Genomic DNA, 17,555 nt, shown 5'->3' on the forward strand with positions numbered 1-17,555 from the left:
TTGATCGGTTACCACTACGGATGGAGAGGTCGCGGGTTCGAATCCCGTCCGTCCCTTGGGGGCGGTAGCTCAGTCTGGCAGAGCTCTTGATATCGGTTGACCCCTCACACGCTCACATCCCCTGGCGCACAAGTTCATTGCCGCGGGCCGGAAGTCGGTCGGTTATCTGGCGATTTGGGTTCGATTCCTGACGGAGCAGCTTCGGCTGTTGCGTATCCGGTCGGCGCCTCACACGCTCGCGGCACCATGTCCGGCACACAACACGGAAAGGAGTAGCCCCATGGACATTCTCAAGACGATCAACCTGCGCTGGACGCGACAGTCGCGCGCAGCGAAGGCCGAGCAGTTGCTCAATACCGCTGGCGGCTACGCCTTTCCGGTTGACGACTGGGCGCGGGTGCACCGATTCCTGACTCTGGGCACCGACGGTGGCACGTACTACACCCGTAGCGGCGATCTCACGCGTGACAACGCAGAGGTGGTGCTGCGGGCCGCCGCAACCGATCCGGTCGAGCTGGTGAACCGCATCGTGGCGGTCTCGGAGGCGGGGCGTGCACCCAAGGCCAACCCGGCGCTGTTCGCGCTGGCCATCGCCGCGTCGGCTGAGGACCTCGACGGTCGGCGCGCCGCGCTCGCGGCACTGCCGCGAGTGGCGCGCACCGCAACTCAGCTGTTTCTGTTCGCCAGTTACGTCGAGCAGTTCCGTGGTTGGGGTCCGACGCTGCGTCGCGCGATCGCCCAGTGGTACACCGAGCGGCCCGTCGATCAGCTGGCCTACCAGCTGGTGAAGTACCGCAGGCGCGGCGGGTGGAGCCACCGCGATCTGCTGCGGCTGGCCAGCCCGTCGGGCACCACTGACCCGGCTCGCCGCATGGCGTTCAACTGGGCCGTCGGCAAGGGTCTCGGTGACTATCCCGAAGCCGTCGTACCGCTGAGCGACACGCAGCTCAAGGCCGGGCAGCGCAACGCTGTCCGCCCGGCGCTGCGTGCCGACGTCGTACCCGAGGAGCTGGCGATCATCGCCGACTTCGAGGACGCGCAGGCCGCGACGACTCCGGGCCGGTGGCTCGAGATCATCGAGCGGGGCAACGGACTGTCGTGGGAGATGCTGCCCGACACGGCACTGGCGGAGCCGGCGGTGTGGGAGGCGCTCATCGCCCGCGGGATGCCGCAGACGGCGCTGATGCGTCAGCTCCCGCGGCTGACCCGGCTGGGGCTGCTGGCCGGCACGGTCGGTGAGACGGTGGCGACGCAGCTCGCCGACCCGGTTCGGCTGGCGCGGGCCCGGGTGCACCCGGTGAATGTCCTTGTGGCACAGCGTACCTACGCGTCAGGCCGCGGGGATCGCGGGCAGAGCACCTGGACGCCGGTCGGACGCATCAGCGATGCGCTCGACGCGGCGTTCTACGCGGCCTACGGGGCGGTGCAGCCGGCGAACAAGCGGACGCTGCTCGCACTGGACATCTCGGGCTCGATGGTGATGCCGGTGTCGGGTCTGCCGGTGACGTGCCGCGAGGCGTCGTCCGCACTGGCGATGGTCGCCGCGGCCACCGAGCCGCAGCACCGGATCATCGGGTTCACCGCGGGCAGTCGCGGATACCCGGACACCGCGGTCACCGAGCTGGACATCGGTCCGCGTCGTCGCCTCGACGACGTGTGCCGGTACACCGCGGGGCTGCCGATGGGTGCCACGGACTGCGCACTGCCGATGGTCTGGGCACTCAAGCATCGGGTGGAGGTGGACACGTTCCACATCTACACCGACAACGAAACCTGGTACGGGAACATCCATCCGCACCAGGCGCTCGAGCAGTACCGGCACCGGATGGGCATCGACGCGCGCCTGGTGGTCGTCGCCATGACGGCCACCCGCAACTCGATCGCCGATCCGAGCGACCCGCGTCAGCTCGACATCTCCGGGTTCGACTCGGCGGTGCCGACGCTGCTGGCGGATTTCTCCCGCGGCGACGTGTAGCGGAATGCAGTCGGGGGTGACGGTTTTCGACCGTCACCCCCGATCTGTCGTGGGTTCAGCGCTTCGGAATCTCCACTCCGAGCAGCTTGAGTGCGTCCTTGATCCGCTTGTCGGCCCCGTCGATGGCAATGCTGAGCTGCTGTAGATCGGCCGGCGTGCTGGTCGGCGTCAACGCCTCACACATGGTGGCCACCTCGCGGTAGCCGTCGATACCGTCGCGCAGCGCGGAGTTGACGTTGGGGTCGGGCCCGGGCAGGACCTTGCGTTCCATCGTGTCGAGGTAGGTGCCCAGGTCTCGGCAGCTCGTCTGCAGGGCCGGATAGTCGTCGCTCGACATCGCGTCGCCCACCGGTCCGAGGGCAGTGCCCAGCTGGACCACCGCGTCGATGACGGCGTTGCGCCATTCGTTGTCGACGGGCCCCATCGTGGGCGTTCCTGCCGTCACCGTCGTGCACCCGGTCAGCAGGGCCAGCGCGGCCAAGACCGCGCAGAGAAGCCTCATACCTGCTCACTTTAGGGCCGCACCGCGACGGACCACCACGTCGTCATCCGTTCGACGGACAATTTGGCCGCGCGCACGACGTGCCCGGCGTGCAACGCTGAACGTGGCAGGGCCCGGCCGCGTTTTCCTGCGGGGTTCGGTGTGTCGGGTCGAGGCCACGGTGAGAGGATGCGTCGAGCAACCCGTCGAATGGGAGAGAGGTCCGCCGGTGTCCGAGTGGGGATGGGCCGTCGAGCTCAACGACGCTAACCCCGACCCGCGGGTTGCCTGCGTCGTGCTGGCCGATGTGTCGGGCTCGATGCAGGGCGAGCCCATCGAGGCACTGGAGCGGGGCTTTGCGGCCTTCACTCATTACCTGCACAACGAGACCCTGGCCAGCAAACGCGTCGAGGTCGCGGTGGTGACGTTCGGGACGGTGGCGACCGTCCTGGTGCCGATGCAGGAGGCGCGGATGTTGCAGCCCGTGCCGTTCACCGCGTCGGGTACGACGAACATGGGCGCCGGGATCAACCTCGCTCTCGACATCATCGAGGACCGCAAGCACGCGTACAAGGTCGCCGGGCTGCAGTACTACCGGCCGTGGATCCTGGTCCTCACCGACGGCAAACCGAACCTCGACGGTTTCGACGCCGCGGTCGCCCGGCTCAACGCCGCCGAATCAGCAAGGGGCGTCACCGTATTCGCGGTGGGTGCCGGCCCACGCGTCGACTACCAACAGCTGAGCCGTCTTTCGGTGCAGCGCAGCCCCGCCCCATTGGAGGGGTTGAAGTACGCGGAGTTGTTCGAATGGTTGTCGGCCTCGTTGAGCAACGTGTCGAATTCCTCGGAGTTCGGCCGCAACGATGATGCGTTGGGCGCCATGAGCGACCGGATTCCGTTGCCCTCGGTCAGTGGGTGGACGAGCGCATGACGGCGGTCCGCTCGAGTGAGCGGATGACCGGGTGTGGGTGGTCGGCGTGCGGTGCCTCGGTCACCGGGGCAATGCACCAGCAGCGTGGTCTAGGGTGCGACGACGCGTACAGTTACGGCGTCGCAGGCGATTTCGTCGTCGCGGCGGTTGCGGACGGGGCCGGCTCGGTGAGTGGCACGTCGGCCTGGGGTGCGTATGTGGCGTGCCAGAGCGTCCTGGGCGACGCCTTGCAGCCGACGTTCATCGAAAGCTACCGCAAGGCGACCGCCGAGCATGCCCAGAAACTTCTCCGGTGGTTGTTCGACGGTGCGCTGCAACGGGTTCAGCGCCACGCGCACGCCACCGGCCTCGACGTGGCCCTGCTGTCGACGACATTGTGTGTGGCGGTGGCCAATTGGGACAAGGCGGTGTTCGGCCAGGTAGGTGACGGTGTGATCGCCGCGGAAAACGACGAGCAGATCGAGTCGCTGCTGATCGAGCGCAAAGACGAATACGCCAACACCACAACGTTCATCCAGTCCGACCATGCGCTCGACGAGTCGTTGCGGACCGCGGTGTGCACCGATGTGACTGCCTTCGCCCTCAGCACCGACGGAATGAGCTACAAGATCACCGACATCGCCACCGGCGACGCCTACCAGCCGTTCTTCCGGGGCTGCTGGCAGCATCTTCGATCGGGCGCAGGCAGCACCAGTTTCGCGGCGATGCTGGCCGGCATCGAGGACGACCAGACCGGCGACGACAAGACGATGGTGCTGGCGGCATTACGCGATGTCGGGGACCGCGCCGGCGTGGTCATCACAGAATCCAGCCCACCGCCGCAGGCCGGCGCGCCGAACCCTGTTGACAGCGAGGGACGGACAGATCCGTTACCGGCCGCCGGGACCGACGCCCCCACCGAGCCCCTGTCGACGAAACCGGCGCAGCGCCACTGGTGGGGAAGGCGGCAGCGTCGATGACGAATCCTGCAGGCGTCCGGCTGGTGACCGGAGAGCCCGTCACGCTGACACCGGTGCTGGCCCGGGCCGGCGAAGGCACCGTGTACGGGGTCGCCGACCGGCCGGATTGGGCCGCCAAGGTTTTCCACCGGGACCTCAAAGGGTTGCCGTCCAAGCTCGACAAGGTGGCGGCGATGGTCCAAGGGGCCCCGCCAGGTGCGGTGCAGCCCAACGGCATTGTCGTGTTGACCTGGCCGGAGCACCTCATCGTCGACGACGGTGGCCCGGTCGGCTTTGTCATGCCGCGGATCGACACCGCCACCTCCGTCGAAATCCACACCATGAGCAACCCGACCAACCGCGAGGACCCGCTGCCGTCGGCTCCGCAGTGGACGAAGAAGGTCTCGTGGGGGCATCTGGTGAACACGGCGGCCAACCTGTGCCTGGCAGTGCAGGTGGTGCACCGCGTTGACGCGGTGATCGGCGATTTCCAGGAACGCAACATCCTGGTCTCCGACACCACCGAAGTCACCTTGGTGGACTGCGATTCCATGCAGTTCATTGACGGGTCAGGACGCCAGTATCTCTGCGGGGTAGGGCGACCCGAGTTCACCGCTCCCGAATTGGCAGGCGTCGACCTACGCGCCTGCCCGCGGGACAAACCGTCGGATCTGTTCGCGCTCGCCATCCACATCCATCAACTGCTGATGGCGGGCAATCACCCGTTCATGCGAGGAAATTGGACCGCCGGCGGCGAGCAACCAGATGCGATGAGCCTGGCCCGGACGGGCAGCTGGGCCGGCGGACCCGGGTCTCCGCTGCGGACCCACCCCTTGGCTCCGCCGGTCACCTTCCTGCCCAACGAGATTCAACGGTTGTTCGTGCGGGCCTTCACCGACGGGGCGCGAAATCCGAACGCCCGGCCCAGCGCCGAGGAATGGCGCGGCGCACTGCTGCGAGTGCGGCGCGAGGTGTGTCCCCGTGGGATGCATCAGGTTCCGGTCGGTCCCGCGGCATGCCCGTGGTGCGCGATCGACGATGAACGCTGGGCACGTCAGCAGAACAAGCAGCGCCCCGGCTCGACCGGTCGGGTGCCGGTGGCGGATAGTCGTCCGACCGCACCGGCGAGATCCGTTCCCCGAAAGTCTGCGGTCACACCGTCCGGCGCAAAAGCCACCTGGGCGCAATTGCCGCAGAGCACCAAGCTCATTCTCGCCGGATTGGCCACCGTGGTCACCATCGTCGTCGTCCTCACGTGCTTCATTGTGTGGGCGATCCTCAGTGGCACTTCGACATTCGGGTTGTAGGTGCGGTGACGAGGTTCAATCCGCCGCCGGGCTGGCCGGTACCACCGGGATGGTCGCCCACGCCGGACTGGCAGCCCGACCCGCAGTGGCCTCCCGCACCGCCGGGATGGCAGTTCTGGGTCGACACCCCGGCGGACGCCGAAAAGCGCACAACCCCGACGTCAATGCCCTCCGGGTCGCATCGGTGGCTGGTGCCGGTCATCGTGTCGCTGGCGCTGTGCGCCACAGTCGCCCTGGTTGTCGTGGTGGTCGCGGTGCTTCCGCATCGACGCGACGCCGGAACCGTCTCACCGCCCACGGGCTCCGCGCAACCGACGTTCATGCCCGACTGGCCGGCTCCGAAGTCCCTGCGCGTCGACTTCCGCACCTGGACCGCGTTCGGCGGGATCGACACTCAATTCGGTGATGACGGCCGTTCGGTCGTTCTCGACACCCACGACACCACCGACACCTGGCGGACCAAGTGGTCGGGCCTGGCGCAACCGGGGCCTGCCCGATGCGATCTGCGAATGACCGGGCGGGTCAGAGACATCTCGCACAGCGACGGTGTGGCAGGCGGATTCGGTATCGGGTTGGCCACGCTGACTCCGGGAGACCCGGCCACAGCCGCCCTCGACGGCACGGCCATCCAATTCGACTTCGGCCAGCAGGGTTTCCGCACCGCCGACTACCCAGGCGACACCGACCACGGGCTGCAACCCGGTCGGCTCGACCATGACTGGCACAACGTCGAGATCGCCATCGATGCCAACGCCCACACGCTGTCCATCGACGGCCTTCAGGTGTCCAGTGTTGCAACCGGAGCGCGATGCGGAAACCCGGTGATCCGGGTGTGGGCCGGAGCTGCCGAGTTCGCCGATTTCTCGTTCGTAGTGGACTGAAGCGGTCGGCCGCTACGCGCGCCAGATGGACGGCGGTGCAGCCGGTTTGGGTGCTGGCGATGGCTGGGGCCGCGGGGCGGGCGGAGCCGGACGGTCCACGGCCACCGGTCGGGGCTGCGGCGCGGGCCGCGGGGGAGCGGGTGGTTTCGGCAGGTCGGCGGGAGGTGCGGGGGCGCTGGGCGCCGCCGCAGGCGCGCCGAGCATCAGCTCCTGGATGAGTTGGCCCGCGGTCACCATGTCCTGGTACTCAGCCTTTTCGACATCCACGTGCAGCACGGAACCACCGTCGTTGATGACGGTCAGACCCAAGCTGCGGGCCATCCAGAGCTGAAAGGCCGCCACCCCCAGCAGCGCCAAGCCGACCAACAGCATCAGGCCACCGATGAGGGACACGGTAAGCGAGGCCAGCCCCGACATCGCCATCATGCCGCCGACCCCACCGAACAGCAGGGCCTTGAACACCCGGCTGCGCGACAGCGTGCGGCCCACCGTCACCTTGCTGAGTTTGCGTATCGGGCAGGATGATTCAGCGTGGCCGACCCGGATGAACGCGAGAATGTACTGCGGATAGCGCATCACGACGCGATCCTGGGTGACCACCACCCCGGTCTTGATGTGACGCAGGATCGGTGAGGCGGTGAAGTCCGCGGCGAACAGCGACTGTTCGCCGGGTAGCAGCGCGATGTCCTGATGCTCGAAGTCCCCGCCGGCCGCGGCGCCGGCCAGGGTCAGGACCGGTACACCGGGCTGCCGGCTCCCGAAATGCTCAGACGCTTGGCGGCGGTAGGAGGCGTGCGGATCGCTCGAACCGCCGGAGACGTAATTGGTCACAGGTGACTCCGTTTTCGTTGGGTGCCCGGGCTCATCCGGGCATCGTCGGGCTGGGGGGAATGTTCATCACGGCGGGATCGGGAAGCGCGACGGTGGCCGTCCCCAGGTTGATGGTGCCGCCGGTCTTTCGCGTCACCTCCTGGCCGGACGTGACATCGATGAGGGTGAAGTCGCCGTCCGAGGCGGGGCCGCCCGCTGCGGCGTAGTTGACCGCCAGCACGGTCTGCGGCGCGAACGCGTCCCACTTGTCGCCGTTGACCCGATAGTCGGTGAGGTTCTTGTTGGCGGGCGGTGTCAGCGGCGCGCCGGACACGCAATGCACCCGCGGCACTCCCAGCGGATCGACCAGCACCCCGGTGCCGGCCTGCAACACTGCCTGGGCGGAATGGGCTGCACCGTCGGCCAATTCATGCGTGGTCACCCAGGTGTCACCCATCAACACCACCGCGGTCAGGGTGTTGAGGTAGTACGGAATCTGCTGCGGACCCAGTCCCAATGCCAGACCCCAGGCCTGCGCTGCTGCGGCGTCGGCGTCCAGGTAGTTCGCCAGCGTCACCACGTCGCACGGCGAGGTCTCACCGGTGGTTCCGTACAGGTCACTCTGCCGCCCGGACACCGGGCGCACACCGCGATCCGCGCGCACCGGCAGCTGTTGCAGCAGCGCGGTCGACTTCTGCTCCGCTTGGTCTGAAATAGCGACCGGGACAACCAGTATCGACCGGGTGAACGGAGCATCCACCGGTGCGTTGCGCTTGATCAGCGTGACGTCACCGGCGGTCGGCTGCGGCGAGTTGCGGTCGGACGCAAACGCCAGAACTGCCACCAGGGTCGCGACCACCACGAGGGCAAGCGCCACGGCAGACACCGCGAGAATCACCGGCGCCCGCGGGCTGATCGGGCTCGGCTGATTCGGATCGACCCAGTGATCGGTCACCAACCGGCCCCTCCCGAACCGGATTTGGCGACGTCAACCTGGTCGACGACAGTGCCGTGAAACTTCGTCAGACCGTCCGCTGCGGTGGCAGCTCGCCCGCCGCCGATCCCACTGCTGCCGGCTTCCTTGTCGAACTCGGACGACAGGGGGCCGTAGGCGCCGCTGTGGATGTCGAGGGGTAGGTGGTTGGACGGACTGTAGTTCTCGGCGGTGCCACGGAACACTTCCGGATCGTTGTCAGATGCGATGGCGGACCAGAAGTACGGTCCGGGGAGTCCGGCCGCGCTGCCCGGCACCCCGTCACCGTTGGCCTGCAGATGTATCGCCGGGACATCGAGATCTTGGCGTACCGGTGACCCGAATGTCACGACCTGCTGCACGTTGAGGCGATGCGATGCGGCGATGTTCTGTGCGTCCACTCCGCCTTGGCTGTACCCGACCAACATGACGTCGGCCCCTTTGGGAATGAGCGCCTCGAGCCGCTTGACTTGGGCCTCGTCGAGTTTTCCGATCGCGGCATCACCGTTGGACAGGACCGTCTGAGTGCTGGAGCCGCCCGTACCGACGATGTACACGATGTAGCGCTTGTGCCCGTGACCGTCGTCAACGGTCACCACGCGGTAACCCGTCGAGTCCGGGCCGTTCGGAACCTTGTGGATCTCATCCCACATCCCGTGCAGCCCGGTGGGTGCGGTGCCATAGTTCTTGGCCGCGGCGTTGTGCTTGGCTCCGGTACCGCCGCCGTCGGCCTTGCTGGCATTGTCCTGCTCATCGGCGTTGCGGCGCAGGATGTTCGCCGCGTTGTGCAGGGCGTCGACGGCGTTGGTCACCGAGCGAGCGGATTGCCCGTGCCACTGGGAGCGGAAGCGGTCGGAATCGGGGCCGCGCCAGAACGACGCGTTGGCGATCACGCTGCTCAAGCTCTTGACCGACCCCTGCAGTTGGTCGGCGGCTTGCGTGAGCTGCTTGGCCGCCAGCCGCAGTTGTTCGGGATCCGCACCGTCAACGGTCATCTGAAGTCCTCATCCTGGCCGTCACCTGGGGTGCACGCGTGTGTACGCCTGCACCCCAGGGTGATTCGATCGTGGGTTACGAGCTCGCCTGCTGCTGCTCGCTGGCATTGCGGTTGGCGTTCTGCGATGCGGTCTGCAGCGCGCTGACCACCTGCCGCAGCTGCGGCACATGCTGGCCCTGCCAGTCCGACTTGAACCGCTCGGCGTCCGGCCCCATCCACTGAACCGAGTTGACCGCGGACGTCAACTGCGAGATGACCGATTCGATGTCGGATGCCTTGGCGTTGAGTTGGGTGGCCAGCTGCTGGACCTGTGCGATGTCCTGCCCGAAAAGTGCCATGATTCCTCCGTTGTGTTGTTTCGATGCACTGTTTGACGTTGGGTGTTTCCGCCTAGATGACAGGTTGTGCGACCTGTAACCACACCCCCTTACCGCGTTCCACGAGCACTCCGCGCCCGGGCGGAAAGTCGGTGCGGCGCACGACGCCGATGGACGTACTCAGCAGGCTTTCGGATTCCACCCCGCCGGGCCACAACAGCAGGCCGCGTCGGGATGCCTTGAACGGTTGCGCCAGCAGCCACGCCTGGCCCCAGCCGGACACCTCGGATTCGCCCACGATGAACGCCGTGTCGCCGAGCCGTTTGATCATCGCCGCCAAGTCGTTCTCGGCTTCTGTGCCACCGAAATTCGCGACACCCTCGATCACCACCATGAGATTCGCCGCGCCGGTGTCCAACCGGTTGACCTGACTGATCACCTCGTCCTGCCCGCAGGCGGTGTCGGTCCACACGTCCAATCCGGCGATGGTCGACGCCGACGGTGCCAGGTGCACGATCCGGGTGTTGGGATGCTGTCTGCGCACTGCCTGGGCCAGCGTGACCAATGCGGTGGAGCGGCCGCTGCCGGGCGGCCCGGTCACCATGAGCACGCCGGCCGGGGTGATGCCGATGGGTGCCAGTGATTCGTCGGCGACGCCCACCACCGCGGTTCCCGCCGCGGTCGTCGCCGGGAGCGCATCGAGTTCGATGTGCTCCGAGAGTCGTTCGACCGGCTCGGGCGGGATGAACCCGCTGTGTCGCATCCGCTCGGCCAGCTGTTCGATGGCGCGGGCCTGCACGGCCACGTTGGCATCCCCGCCGAACACTGCGAGCTGGATCTCCACGCCCTCGGTGATCGCCCGGCCCGGTTGGGATTTGGCCGACAGGATGTCCGTGGGGACTCCGGTCAGGACGTAGTCGTCGTCGGACGCCAACCGCAGTACCAGCCGCCGCTGCATCGTGGACGCCAATGACGACGAGATCGCTGCCGGGCGGTCTGCGGTGATGATCACGTGGACACCGAGCATGCGGCCGTCGGAGGCCAGTTGACTGAGCATGCTGAAAAACGGTGTGTGCGATATGTGTTCATACTGGTCGCGGAAGGGGCCGATGCCGTCGACGAGGAGCAGGATGCGGGGTTCGCCCGGGTTGGCCAGTTCGCGGTACTGGGTGATGGTCGATGCGTTGACCCTGGCGAACTTGCGGGATCGCTCGTCGAGCAGTGCGGTGAGCCGGCGCAGCACCCGGCCGATGCGCTCCTCGTCGTCGGCGTTCACCACAGCGGCCACATGCGGTAGCGCTTCGAGCATGCGCAGGCTGCCGGAGGCGAAATCCAGGGCGTAGACGTGCACCGGCCCGTCATTGGGGTTCAGCGCGGCCGAGATGGCCAGGGTCCGAAGCGCGGTCGACTTGCCCGCGCCGCCGGTACCGATGATGGCCATGTTCCCCGATTCATCCGGCGAGAAGATGGCGAGGGGTTGGGCTTGTTCGGTGGGGGTGTCGCACTTGCCGATCACCAGCGCGCCGCTGTTGTCCTGCCGGACAAGCTCTTCCAATGCGTAGCTGTCACCCAGCGGCGGCAGCCAGGGTTTGCGTGGCACCGGGATGCGCAGCTGCGCCGCGGCCGCGCCGATGGTGCTCACCACGCGGGCGATGTCGGTCGGCCCGGACGGTCGCCGAGCGGCCTGTGCGGCGGTCGGGTCGTGCCAGGGCCTGCGTCGCCCGAACACGAACTCCCAGATGTCGATCGGGGCCTGTTCGGGTTGATCGCTGGTCCACCCACCGGCGTAGGCCGCCTGGAATGTGGTCAAGCGGCCGGGGCCGGTCTTGGCCACCGCCCGGCCGGGGATCTCGGGCGGGAAATGCGCGGCCAACGGATCGTCGATCACGTCGAGCGAATCATCGATGTCGTTGAGACGCAGAGCGATCCGAAGGTTGGTGTTGGCCCGCAGATTGTCCTTGATGACACCCGCCGGACGCTGTGTCGCCAGGACCAGATGCAGCCCGAGGGATCGGCCGCGCTGCGCGACGTCGATGACGCCGTCGACGAACTCGGGCACCTCGGAAGCCAGTGCGGCGAACTCGTCGACGATGATCACCAGCGCGGGCGGGGTGTCCGGATCGCCGGTCTGTTCCAGCGAGATCAGGTCCTTGGCGCGCTTGGTGTTCAGCAGGTGCTCGCGGCGGCGGATCTCGGCGCCCAGAGACGTCAGCGCGCGCCGCACCAGGTGCGGGGACAGGTCGGTGACCAGGCCGACGGTGTGCGGCAACTGCACGCAGTCGGCGAAGGCGGTGCCGCCCTTGTAGTCCACCAGCAGGAAGCTGACGCGATCAGGGCTGTGGGCGGCCGCCATGCCCATGATCCACGACTGCAGGAATTCGCTCTTGCCAGAGCCGGTCGTGCCACCGACCAGCGCGTGCGGGCCGTGTTCACGCAGATCGAGAAACACCTCGGCCGAGCCACTGGAGCCCACCAATGCGCGCAGCCCGGCGGCGGGCCCGCTGCGCGGGTGGGGCTCACCAGTACGGATCAGCACCGAGTCGTTGGAAAGCCATTGCTGGGCAATGGCAGCCGGTTCCGAGGCCATCCGGGTGCCGGCCAGCGTCAGATAGGACACCGAGCGGGGCAGGTCGGTTTCGTCCTCGACCGCGGCCCCGACATCGACGACCGGTGCGAGCAACAGAGCGACCTGCCGTGCATCGGCGACCTCGATGCTGTCGCATGCCACCGGAAAGGTGTGCTTGCCGTGGCGAACCTGGCCGACGGTCGCGCCCGTCGACTCGTTCTCGACGAGCAGGAAGGTCCGGCACGCGGCAGGCAGGCTGGCCACCTGGGTCGCGACCCAGATGATGTGCACGCCCACCGAGCCGCCCTGCTCGGCCAGTCGGGTCAGCCGGGACCGGTCGATGGGTGCGGTGTCCTCCACCAGCACGACCACGGCCGGGGTGATCGACGGGGCCCGGGTGTCGTCGCCGGTACTCTGGTCGATTCCGCCGAAAACGTATGCGCTGCTCGTGGACTCGCCGCTGCGGCGCTGCTTGACCAGATCCTCGAGGCGCGACATCAACGCCTGGCCGCCGCCGCGGCTGTCGGTCAGATGGTTGCCCGACAACGGACTGTGCACCGAACCGGTGTGCGGCAACCATTCCAGCCACTCCCAGGACGTTCTGGATTGCGGCGAGCTGAATGCGGTGATGGTCAGGTCGGCAGGGGAATGCAGGCCGGCGAGCTGCATGATGATTCCGCGCGCCACCCCGTCGACGACACCTCGCGGCCCGCAGATGCCCAGGGCCCCGGATTCCCGAAGGTCGGCCACGATGGGTACGTCGGTGACCGTGGCGAACTCGTCGCGCAGCTCGGCGAGCTGCCCGGCGTACTTCACTTCGGCATTCTCGGTGTCGGACAACTGGATACGGCACCGCGACGGCGCGTCCCCGAGGCCGAGCCGCACGCTGAGAAAACCGGGCAGTTCCGGGCGGTGGGTCCACAGCAGGGGTCCCAGCCGGTGGATGGCTTCGACGACCTGATCCAGCGCCGGCGCCTCACTGAGCCGCACCGCACGCTCGACCCGTTGTGTGTCGGTGAGCTCGGTTGCCAGCGCTCGCAGGGAATCGCCGAACCGCTGCAACTCCTGACGTTGTTTCTTGCGACTCTGCAGCAGGGTGTCGATGTACATACCGAGCATCAGCAGCGGGCTCAGCGCGATGAAGGCGACGGCCAGCAGACTGCGGCTCACCGCGAACAGCACCACACCCATGATCAGCGGTGCGACGAGTGAGATGACCGGCAGATGGGCCGGTTCCGGGCGCTGCGGGGGTTTTGGTGCGGCGAATTCCTGCTCGTCGAAGCGGGCGACGACCCGCGGTGACCGGTTGAATTCGATGGCCACACTGTCGGTTTGGGTCGTACCGGGGCGCACGGTGTGCAGCACGGCGATGGAGGTGTCTGCCAATTGCACGACGTCGGTCGCGCCCACCGCGGCCCGCTGCACGGGTTGACCGCCGATGCGCACCCCGGATGGCCCGGCGAGGTTGACGATGTCGATGCTCTCCCCGACGGTGATCGCGGCATGCACGTCGGCGATCCCGTGGTCGGTGAGTGCCACGTCGTTGGTGATTCCCGTGCCCACTGACGAATTACCGGACGGCAGAGGGAATTCCAGGCCCGCGTCGGGGCCGTCGAGTACCCGCAGAACCGCCACGGCCCGGCCCCGGCGCCGCCGCGGCGCGACATGCGACACTGCGGACACGCTGACGGTCGAGCCCGACCGCAGACCGGAGTCGATGAGGCTGCGGCCCGGGTCGAGCAGTCGTCCGGCGGCGCTGTTGTCGAATGCCGCGTCTTCGAGTTTCAAGGTGAGGCCGCCGCTGGACGGGCGCGTGCGTTGATCGGGGTCGCTGACGACGAGCGCGCGGGCCAGGTCCGACACCGATGCCGTGGCGTCAGCGGTGATGGCGACCTGGGCGCTGCTGCCATCCGCCCGGCGCAGAATGAATTTGGCCTGCATCTAACCTCGCCTCGATACGGGATGCGGTATTGGCGAACGAACCTGGTTCAGTCCCCGGTCGGTGGAGCGTCGCAGCGCTGCCTGCCGACGCGGACCGAGGGGATTGGCCCCCGTGGTCACATCGAGCACCGTCAGTCCGCTGGCCCGGTCGTGCAGCCCGGCGTGCGGGGCCCGATGGATCAGCACGGGCAGCGCGGCCAGTCCGCATGTCGCCACGAAGATCAGGCTGCGCTGGATCGAGGGCCCCAGGCCCGGCGGCCGGTTGTCGGTGGCCCGCACCACCCGCAGACCCATCATCGACTTTCCGAAGGTGTTCCCGGTGAGGCCCTGGCGGATCTGCAGCCAAGCCCAGACCGCCACGAACGCCACTGGCACGACGATGTAGATCACCTCGGCGACACCGAGGGCGGCGCCCGTAATGGCAAGCGGCAGAGCCGGACTGATCATGGCGGCGACATCGAGCAGGAACGCGCTGCACCTGACCCCGCGGCCGGCGAGTTGCACCCGCTCGACGCCGACCGCCGCTGCGGGCGGTCGCTGCCAGCGGTCGTTCGGGACGCTGCTGCGGGTCTGCACGGTGTGGCCGCAGGTGCCGCAGAAGCGTGCATTGACGGGCAGGGTGGAGCCGCAATGCGGGCAGTCGACCCGGGCACCGTTCGCCGGCTGTCCTGGCATCGACTATCTCCGTTCGGCCCGGGCCTTGGGTGGTTGCGGGCCGGGGCGGCCCGTTCTGGCAACACCGACGGGCCTGCCGTCCGGACGCCGGAGGCCTCGGGCAGGGTGATCGGTTGAGGAAACACTAATGTCCGGCGCCCGGATCGGATAGCGAATCGTTGTCGCCCGATCGTATGAATGTCCAGCGCGCGAAGTCCGTCGACCGATTCGGCGGCTGGCAAATTGCGTTCGCGAAAGGGTCGGCAGGCGGCCGATGTCCCGCTTTCCGGTGCGGTCTAGGCGAACTCGGTATTTCCCAACGCAACGACTTGTCGCGTGTGCCCTGTCGTGGCGACGTCTGCCGGTTGCTCCCATCCCGGCGGTTGGGCGGGCGCGTCGTCCGAACGGCCGATATCCGGCAACCACGTACCGGTGTGAGGATCACTGCGCAGTTATTTGGAGGTTGGTGATGCCGGTTCGTGACCTGACGTTTACAGTGAGCACGCGCGCCAGCAAAGGCGGTGCTGTTTGGGTCGGCAGCCTGATGAATGAGGTGGGCTAGATGGACGTCATGCTCGGGGTGTCCGTTGTCGGCGCCGACGCGCGGATCGCGCTGCTCGACGCGGCGGCGCCGCACGACGTCATCGACCAATCTGCCGTCGATCTGAGCACCGAACCCGTCAGCGCACTGGTGTCGACATTGGTGTCCACCGACCGCATGCTGGCCGAGTCCGGCCACCGCGTCGTGGCCACCCGCATCTGTGACGGCGACTCCGAGCAGGCGAAGACGCTGGTCAATGCCCTCGTCGACGCCGATATGACCGATGTGACCGCGGTAGCCCGCCCCGATGCGCTGATCGCCGCCGTGCGGTCGCTGGCGGCAGGCGAGACCGTCGCCTCACTGTCCTCGGAAGGCGATACGGCAGCGTTGTCGATCGTCGATTCCGATACCGACACCACCTCGCTCATCGCCGTCGAACCGATTCGCCAGGACGATCACGCCTCGGCCTACCGGGCCCTGCTCGAGCGGTTCAGCGAGGAGCCGGGCGGCGCGACGAGCGTGATCGTGCTGGGGGCGCCGACCGCCTCGCAGTGGGCCACCGAAGTCGGTGCGGCGTCGACGGTTCCCTTGCGATTCCCCGATGAGCCCGAGTTCGTCCTGGCACGCGGGGCGGCGCTGGCCGCCCTTTCACTGCCGTCGGCTGCCGCTGCGCTGCCCGATATCGAACTGGACGCCGCCGAGACGATGCTCGGCCCGCAGGCCCAGCAGTTGGCCTACTCCGAGGTCGACGACACCGGCGGCCTCGACACCGAATTCGAGTACGCCGACACCGACGTCCCGCTGCAGACCCCGATGCGGCCGCTGAGCGCGATCGACCCCGAGGAAGTGGAAGACGACGGCGTCACTGCCGCGGGGCCACGCCCCAAGATGCTGCTGCTGGGCAGTACCGTTGCCGCCGTCGTGGTGGTGGGTTTCGCGGCCCTGGCCGTCAGTGTCGCCATCAGCATCCGGCCCACCGCGACCCAACAGGCGATCCGGATGCAGGACGAGACGGTGCCCGGCAAGTACTTCCCGGTCACACCCGGCCAGGGCGTCACCCCTGACGGCCCGAACTGGACTGCCATCGAGAGCACCCCGCCGCCCGGCGTGGATACCGGCGGCGTACGCACCTTCCAGACCAAGGCTCTGAATTTCTCCGGGAACGGCGCTGACGCCGTGGTGCCCAGGGTGATTCAGATCTACCGGGACGGAACTGTGGGCGTTCCCGACCCGCAGGCCCTGGTGCCCGTTCCGCCGGATCCGCTCAACCCCGATATCCCGCAGGCGGTCCCGGATTTCGTGCCGCGGCTGATCCCCGATCTGTCCAAGGTGGACATGACTCAGGTGCTGTCGGTTCTCGGCAACATGCAGGAGAACCCGGCGAACACCATCGAAGCGGCCCAGAACGTCAGCCGCGTCGTACCGCTGACCGACATGGTCAACCCCAACAACGGTCTCGGCCTCAAAGACCTGGGGCTGGTTGCCGCCGTACCGAGCAATCGCGGCGCGCTGTTCAGCACCGACCAACCCAAGTCGGCGGTGTCGAACGCGGGCGCCATACCTGCCGAGATCTTCCAAACCGGCAAGACGGGAGTCGACGCAGCGCAGGTGCTGCCTCCCGACACCAAGGTGATCGAGGCGCTCCCGGCTCCGGTCACCAATGGAAAACCCGGTAGTACGCCCATTTTCGGCAGTGCCATACCCGATCTCGGTGCCGTATTGCCGAATCCGGCCGGTGTGACGCCCGGTGCGGTCAAGCCGGGGCTCGGCGTCACTCCCGACGTCACGGCCGGGATTCCGGACGTACTGCCCAAACCGGATGTGACGCAACAGCTGCCGGGCGTGCTGCCGCTGCCCGGGCTGTCGCCGAAACCCGACGTGACGCCGCAGCTGCCGAACGTGCTGCCGCTGCCGGACCTGTCGCCGAAGCCGATCGTGAAGGCGCCCGTACCCGACGTCTCCGTGCCTGAGGTGAAGATTCCGGATGCGCCGATTCAGGTGCCCCAGGTGAAGATTCCTGATCCGCCCGTATCGGTTCCGGATCCGCCGGTTTCGGTTCCGGAGCCGGTGTTCAAACTGCCCATACCGGTGTTCAACGTCCCGGCGCCGGCTGCTCCGTCGGTACCGGTGCCTGAGGCTCCGTCGGCGCCCTCGGTGCCGCTGTTGCCGCAGATCCCATTGCTGCCGCAACTGCCGTTCGGCGGCAGCGGGGGCGGACTGTTCGGATCGGGAACGAGTTAGAG

At 67.7% G+C, this 17,555-nt stretch carries 13 protein-coding genes; 6 read left to right on the forward strand and 7 right to left on the reverse strand.

The genetic code is table 11. From position 1 onward, the window contains the following. Window positions 1-280: 280 nt before the first annotated feature. Window positions 281-1,975: a TROVE domain-containing protein gene (locus BTO20_RS06365; RefSeq protein ID WP_087074325.1), complete on the forward strand. Its 1,695-nt coding sequence runs from the start codon at window positions 281-283 to the stop codon at window positions 1,973-1,975. A 55-nt stretch (window positions 1,976-2,030) separates the two neighbouring features. On the opposite strand, the gene BTO20_RS06370 is transcribed toward BTO20_RS06365, so the two are convergent. Then, the gene (locus tag BTO20_RS06370; RefSeq protein ID WP_087074327.1) at window positions 2,031-2,477 is read right to left on the reverse strand and encodes a hypothetical protein; all 447 of its coding nucleotides are present in this window, start codon (window positions 2,475-2,477) and stop codon (window positions 2,031-2,033) included. A 208-nt stretch (window positions 2,478-2,685) separates the two neighbouring features. Between BTO20_RS06370 and BTO20_RS06375 the strand changes: the two genes are divergently transcribed. The 4 genes from BTO20_RS06375 to BTO20_RS06390 are packed head-to-tail and all read left to right on the forward strand — an operon-like array spanning window position 2,686 to window position 6,513. Then, on the forward strand, window positions 2,686-3,387 hold the full coding sequence (locus tag BTO20_RS06375) for a vWA domain-containing protein (RefSeq protein WP_232491063.1): 702 nt from the start codon (window positions 2,686-2,688) through the stop codon (window positions 3,385-3,387). Then, window positions 3,384-4,346 carry a PP2C family serine/threonine-protein phosphatase gene (locus BTO20_RS06380; protein WP_232491064.1) on the forward strand — a complete coding sequence of 321 codons (963 nt, stop codon included), beginning with the start codon at window positions 3,384-3,386 and terminating at the stop codon, window positions 4,344-4,346. The genes BTO20_RS06375 and BTO20_RS06380 overlap by 4 nt, the downstream gene beginning before the upstream one ends. Further along, the gene (locus BTO20_RS06385; protein WP_087081702.1) at window positions 4,343-5,632 is read left to right on the forward strand and encodes a hypothetical protein; all 1,290 of its coding nucleotides are present in this window, start codon (window positions 4,343-4,345) and stop codon (window positions 5,630-5,632) included. Before BTO20_RS06380 ends, BTO20_RS06385 begins: the two co-directional genes overlap by 4 nt. A gap of 5 nt (window positions 5,633-5,637) precedes the next feature. After that, complete coding sequence (locus BTO20_RS06390) at window positions 5,638-6,513, forward strand: hypothetical protein (RefSeq protein WP_087074329.1); 876 nt, start codon at window positions 5,638-5,640, stop codon at window positions 6,511-6,513. A gap of 12 nt (window positions 6,514-6,525) precedes the next feature. Here BTO20_RS06390 and BTO20_RS06395 read toward each other — a convergent pair whose 3' ends face one another. The 6 genes from BTO20_RS06395 to BTO20_RS06420 all read right to left on the reverse strand — a co-directional run bounded on the left by BTO20_RS06395 (window position 6,526) and on the right by BTO20_RS06420 (window position 14,792). After that, window positions 6,526-7,344, reverse strand: coding sequence for a hypothetical protein (locus BTO20_RS06395; RefSeq protein WP_087074331.1), 819 nt, complete (start codon window positions 7,342-7,344; stop codon window positions 6,526-6,528). Between the two features lie 31 nt (window positions 7,345-7,375). Further along, window positions 7,376-8,278 carry a DUF6777 domain-containing protein gene (locus BTO20_RS06400; RefSeq protein WP_087074333.1) on the reverse strand — a complete coding sequence of 301 codons (903 nt, stop codon included), beginning with the start codon at window positions 8,276-8,278 and terminating at the stop codon, window positions 7,376-7,378. Continuing rightward, entirely contained in the window at window positions 8,275-9,291 is a 1,017-nt protein-coding gene (locus BTO20_RS06405) for a WXG100 family type VII secretion target (RefSeq protein WP_087074335.1), read from the reverse strand. Before BTO20_RS06405 ends, BTO20_RS06400 begins: the two co-directional genes overlap by 4 nt. 76 nt (window positions 9,292-9,367) lie before the next feature. After that, complete coding sequence (locus tag BTO20_RS06410; protein WP_029371396.1) at window positions 9,368-9,631, reverse strand: WXG100 family type VII secretion target; 264 nt, start codon at window positions 9,629-9,631, stop codon at window positions 9,368-9,370. A 52-nt stretch (window positions 9,632-9,683) separates the two neighbouring features. Further along, a complete protein-coding gene (locus BTO20_RS06415) occupies window positions 9,684-14,117 on the reverse strand; it encodes an FtsK/SpoIIIE domain-containing protein (protein WP_087074337.1) in 4,434 nt (1,477 codons plus the stop codon). After that, window positions 14,118-14,792, reverse strand: a complete 675-nt coding sequence (locus BTO20_RS06420; protein ID WP_087074339.1) for an RDD family protein — start codon at window positions 14,790-14,792, stop codon at window positions 14,118-14,120. It abuts the gene before it with no gap. Between the two features lie 541 nt (window positions 14,793-15,333). Here BTO20_RS06420 and BTO20_RS06425 point away from each other — a divergent pair. Next, window positions 15,334-17,553 (forward strand): hypothetical protein, encoded by a 2,220-nt coding sequence (locus tag BTO20_RS06425; protein WP_087074341.1) that lies wholly within the window; start codon window positions 15,334-15,336, stop codon window positions 17,551-17,553. Window positions 17,554-17,555 lie beyond the last annotated feature (2 nt).

The sequence above is a fragment of the Mycobacterium dioxanotrophicus genome, from assembly GCF_002157835.1.
GTDB lineage: Bacteria > Actinomycetota > Actinomycetes > Mycobacteriales > Mycobacteriaceae > Mycobacterium > Mycobacterium dioxanotrophicus.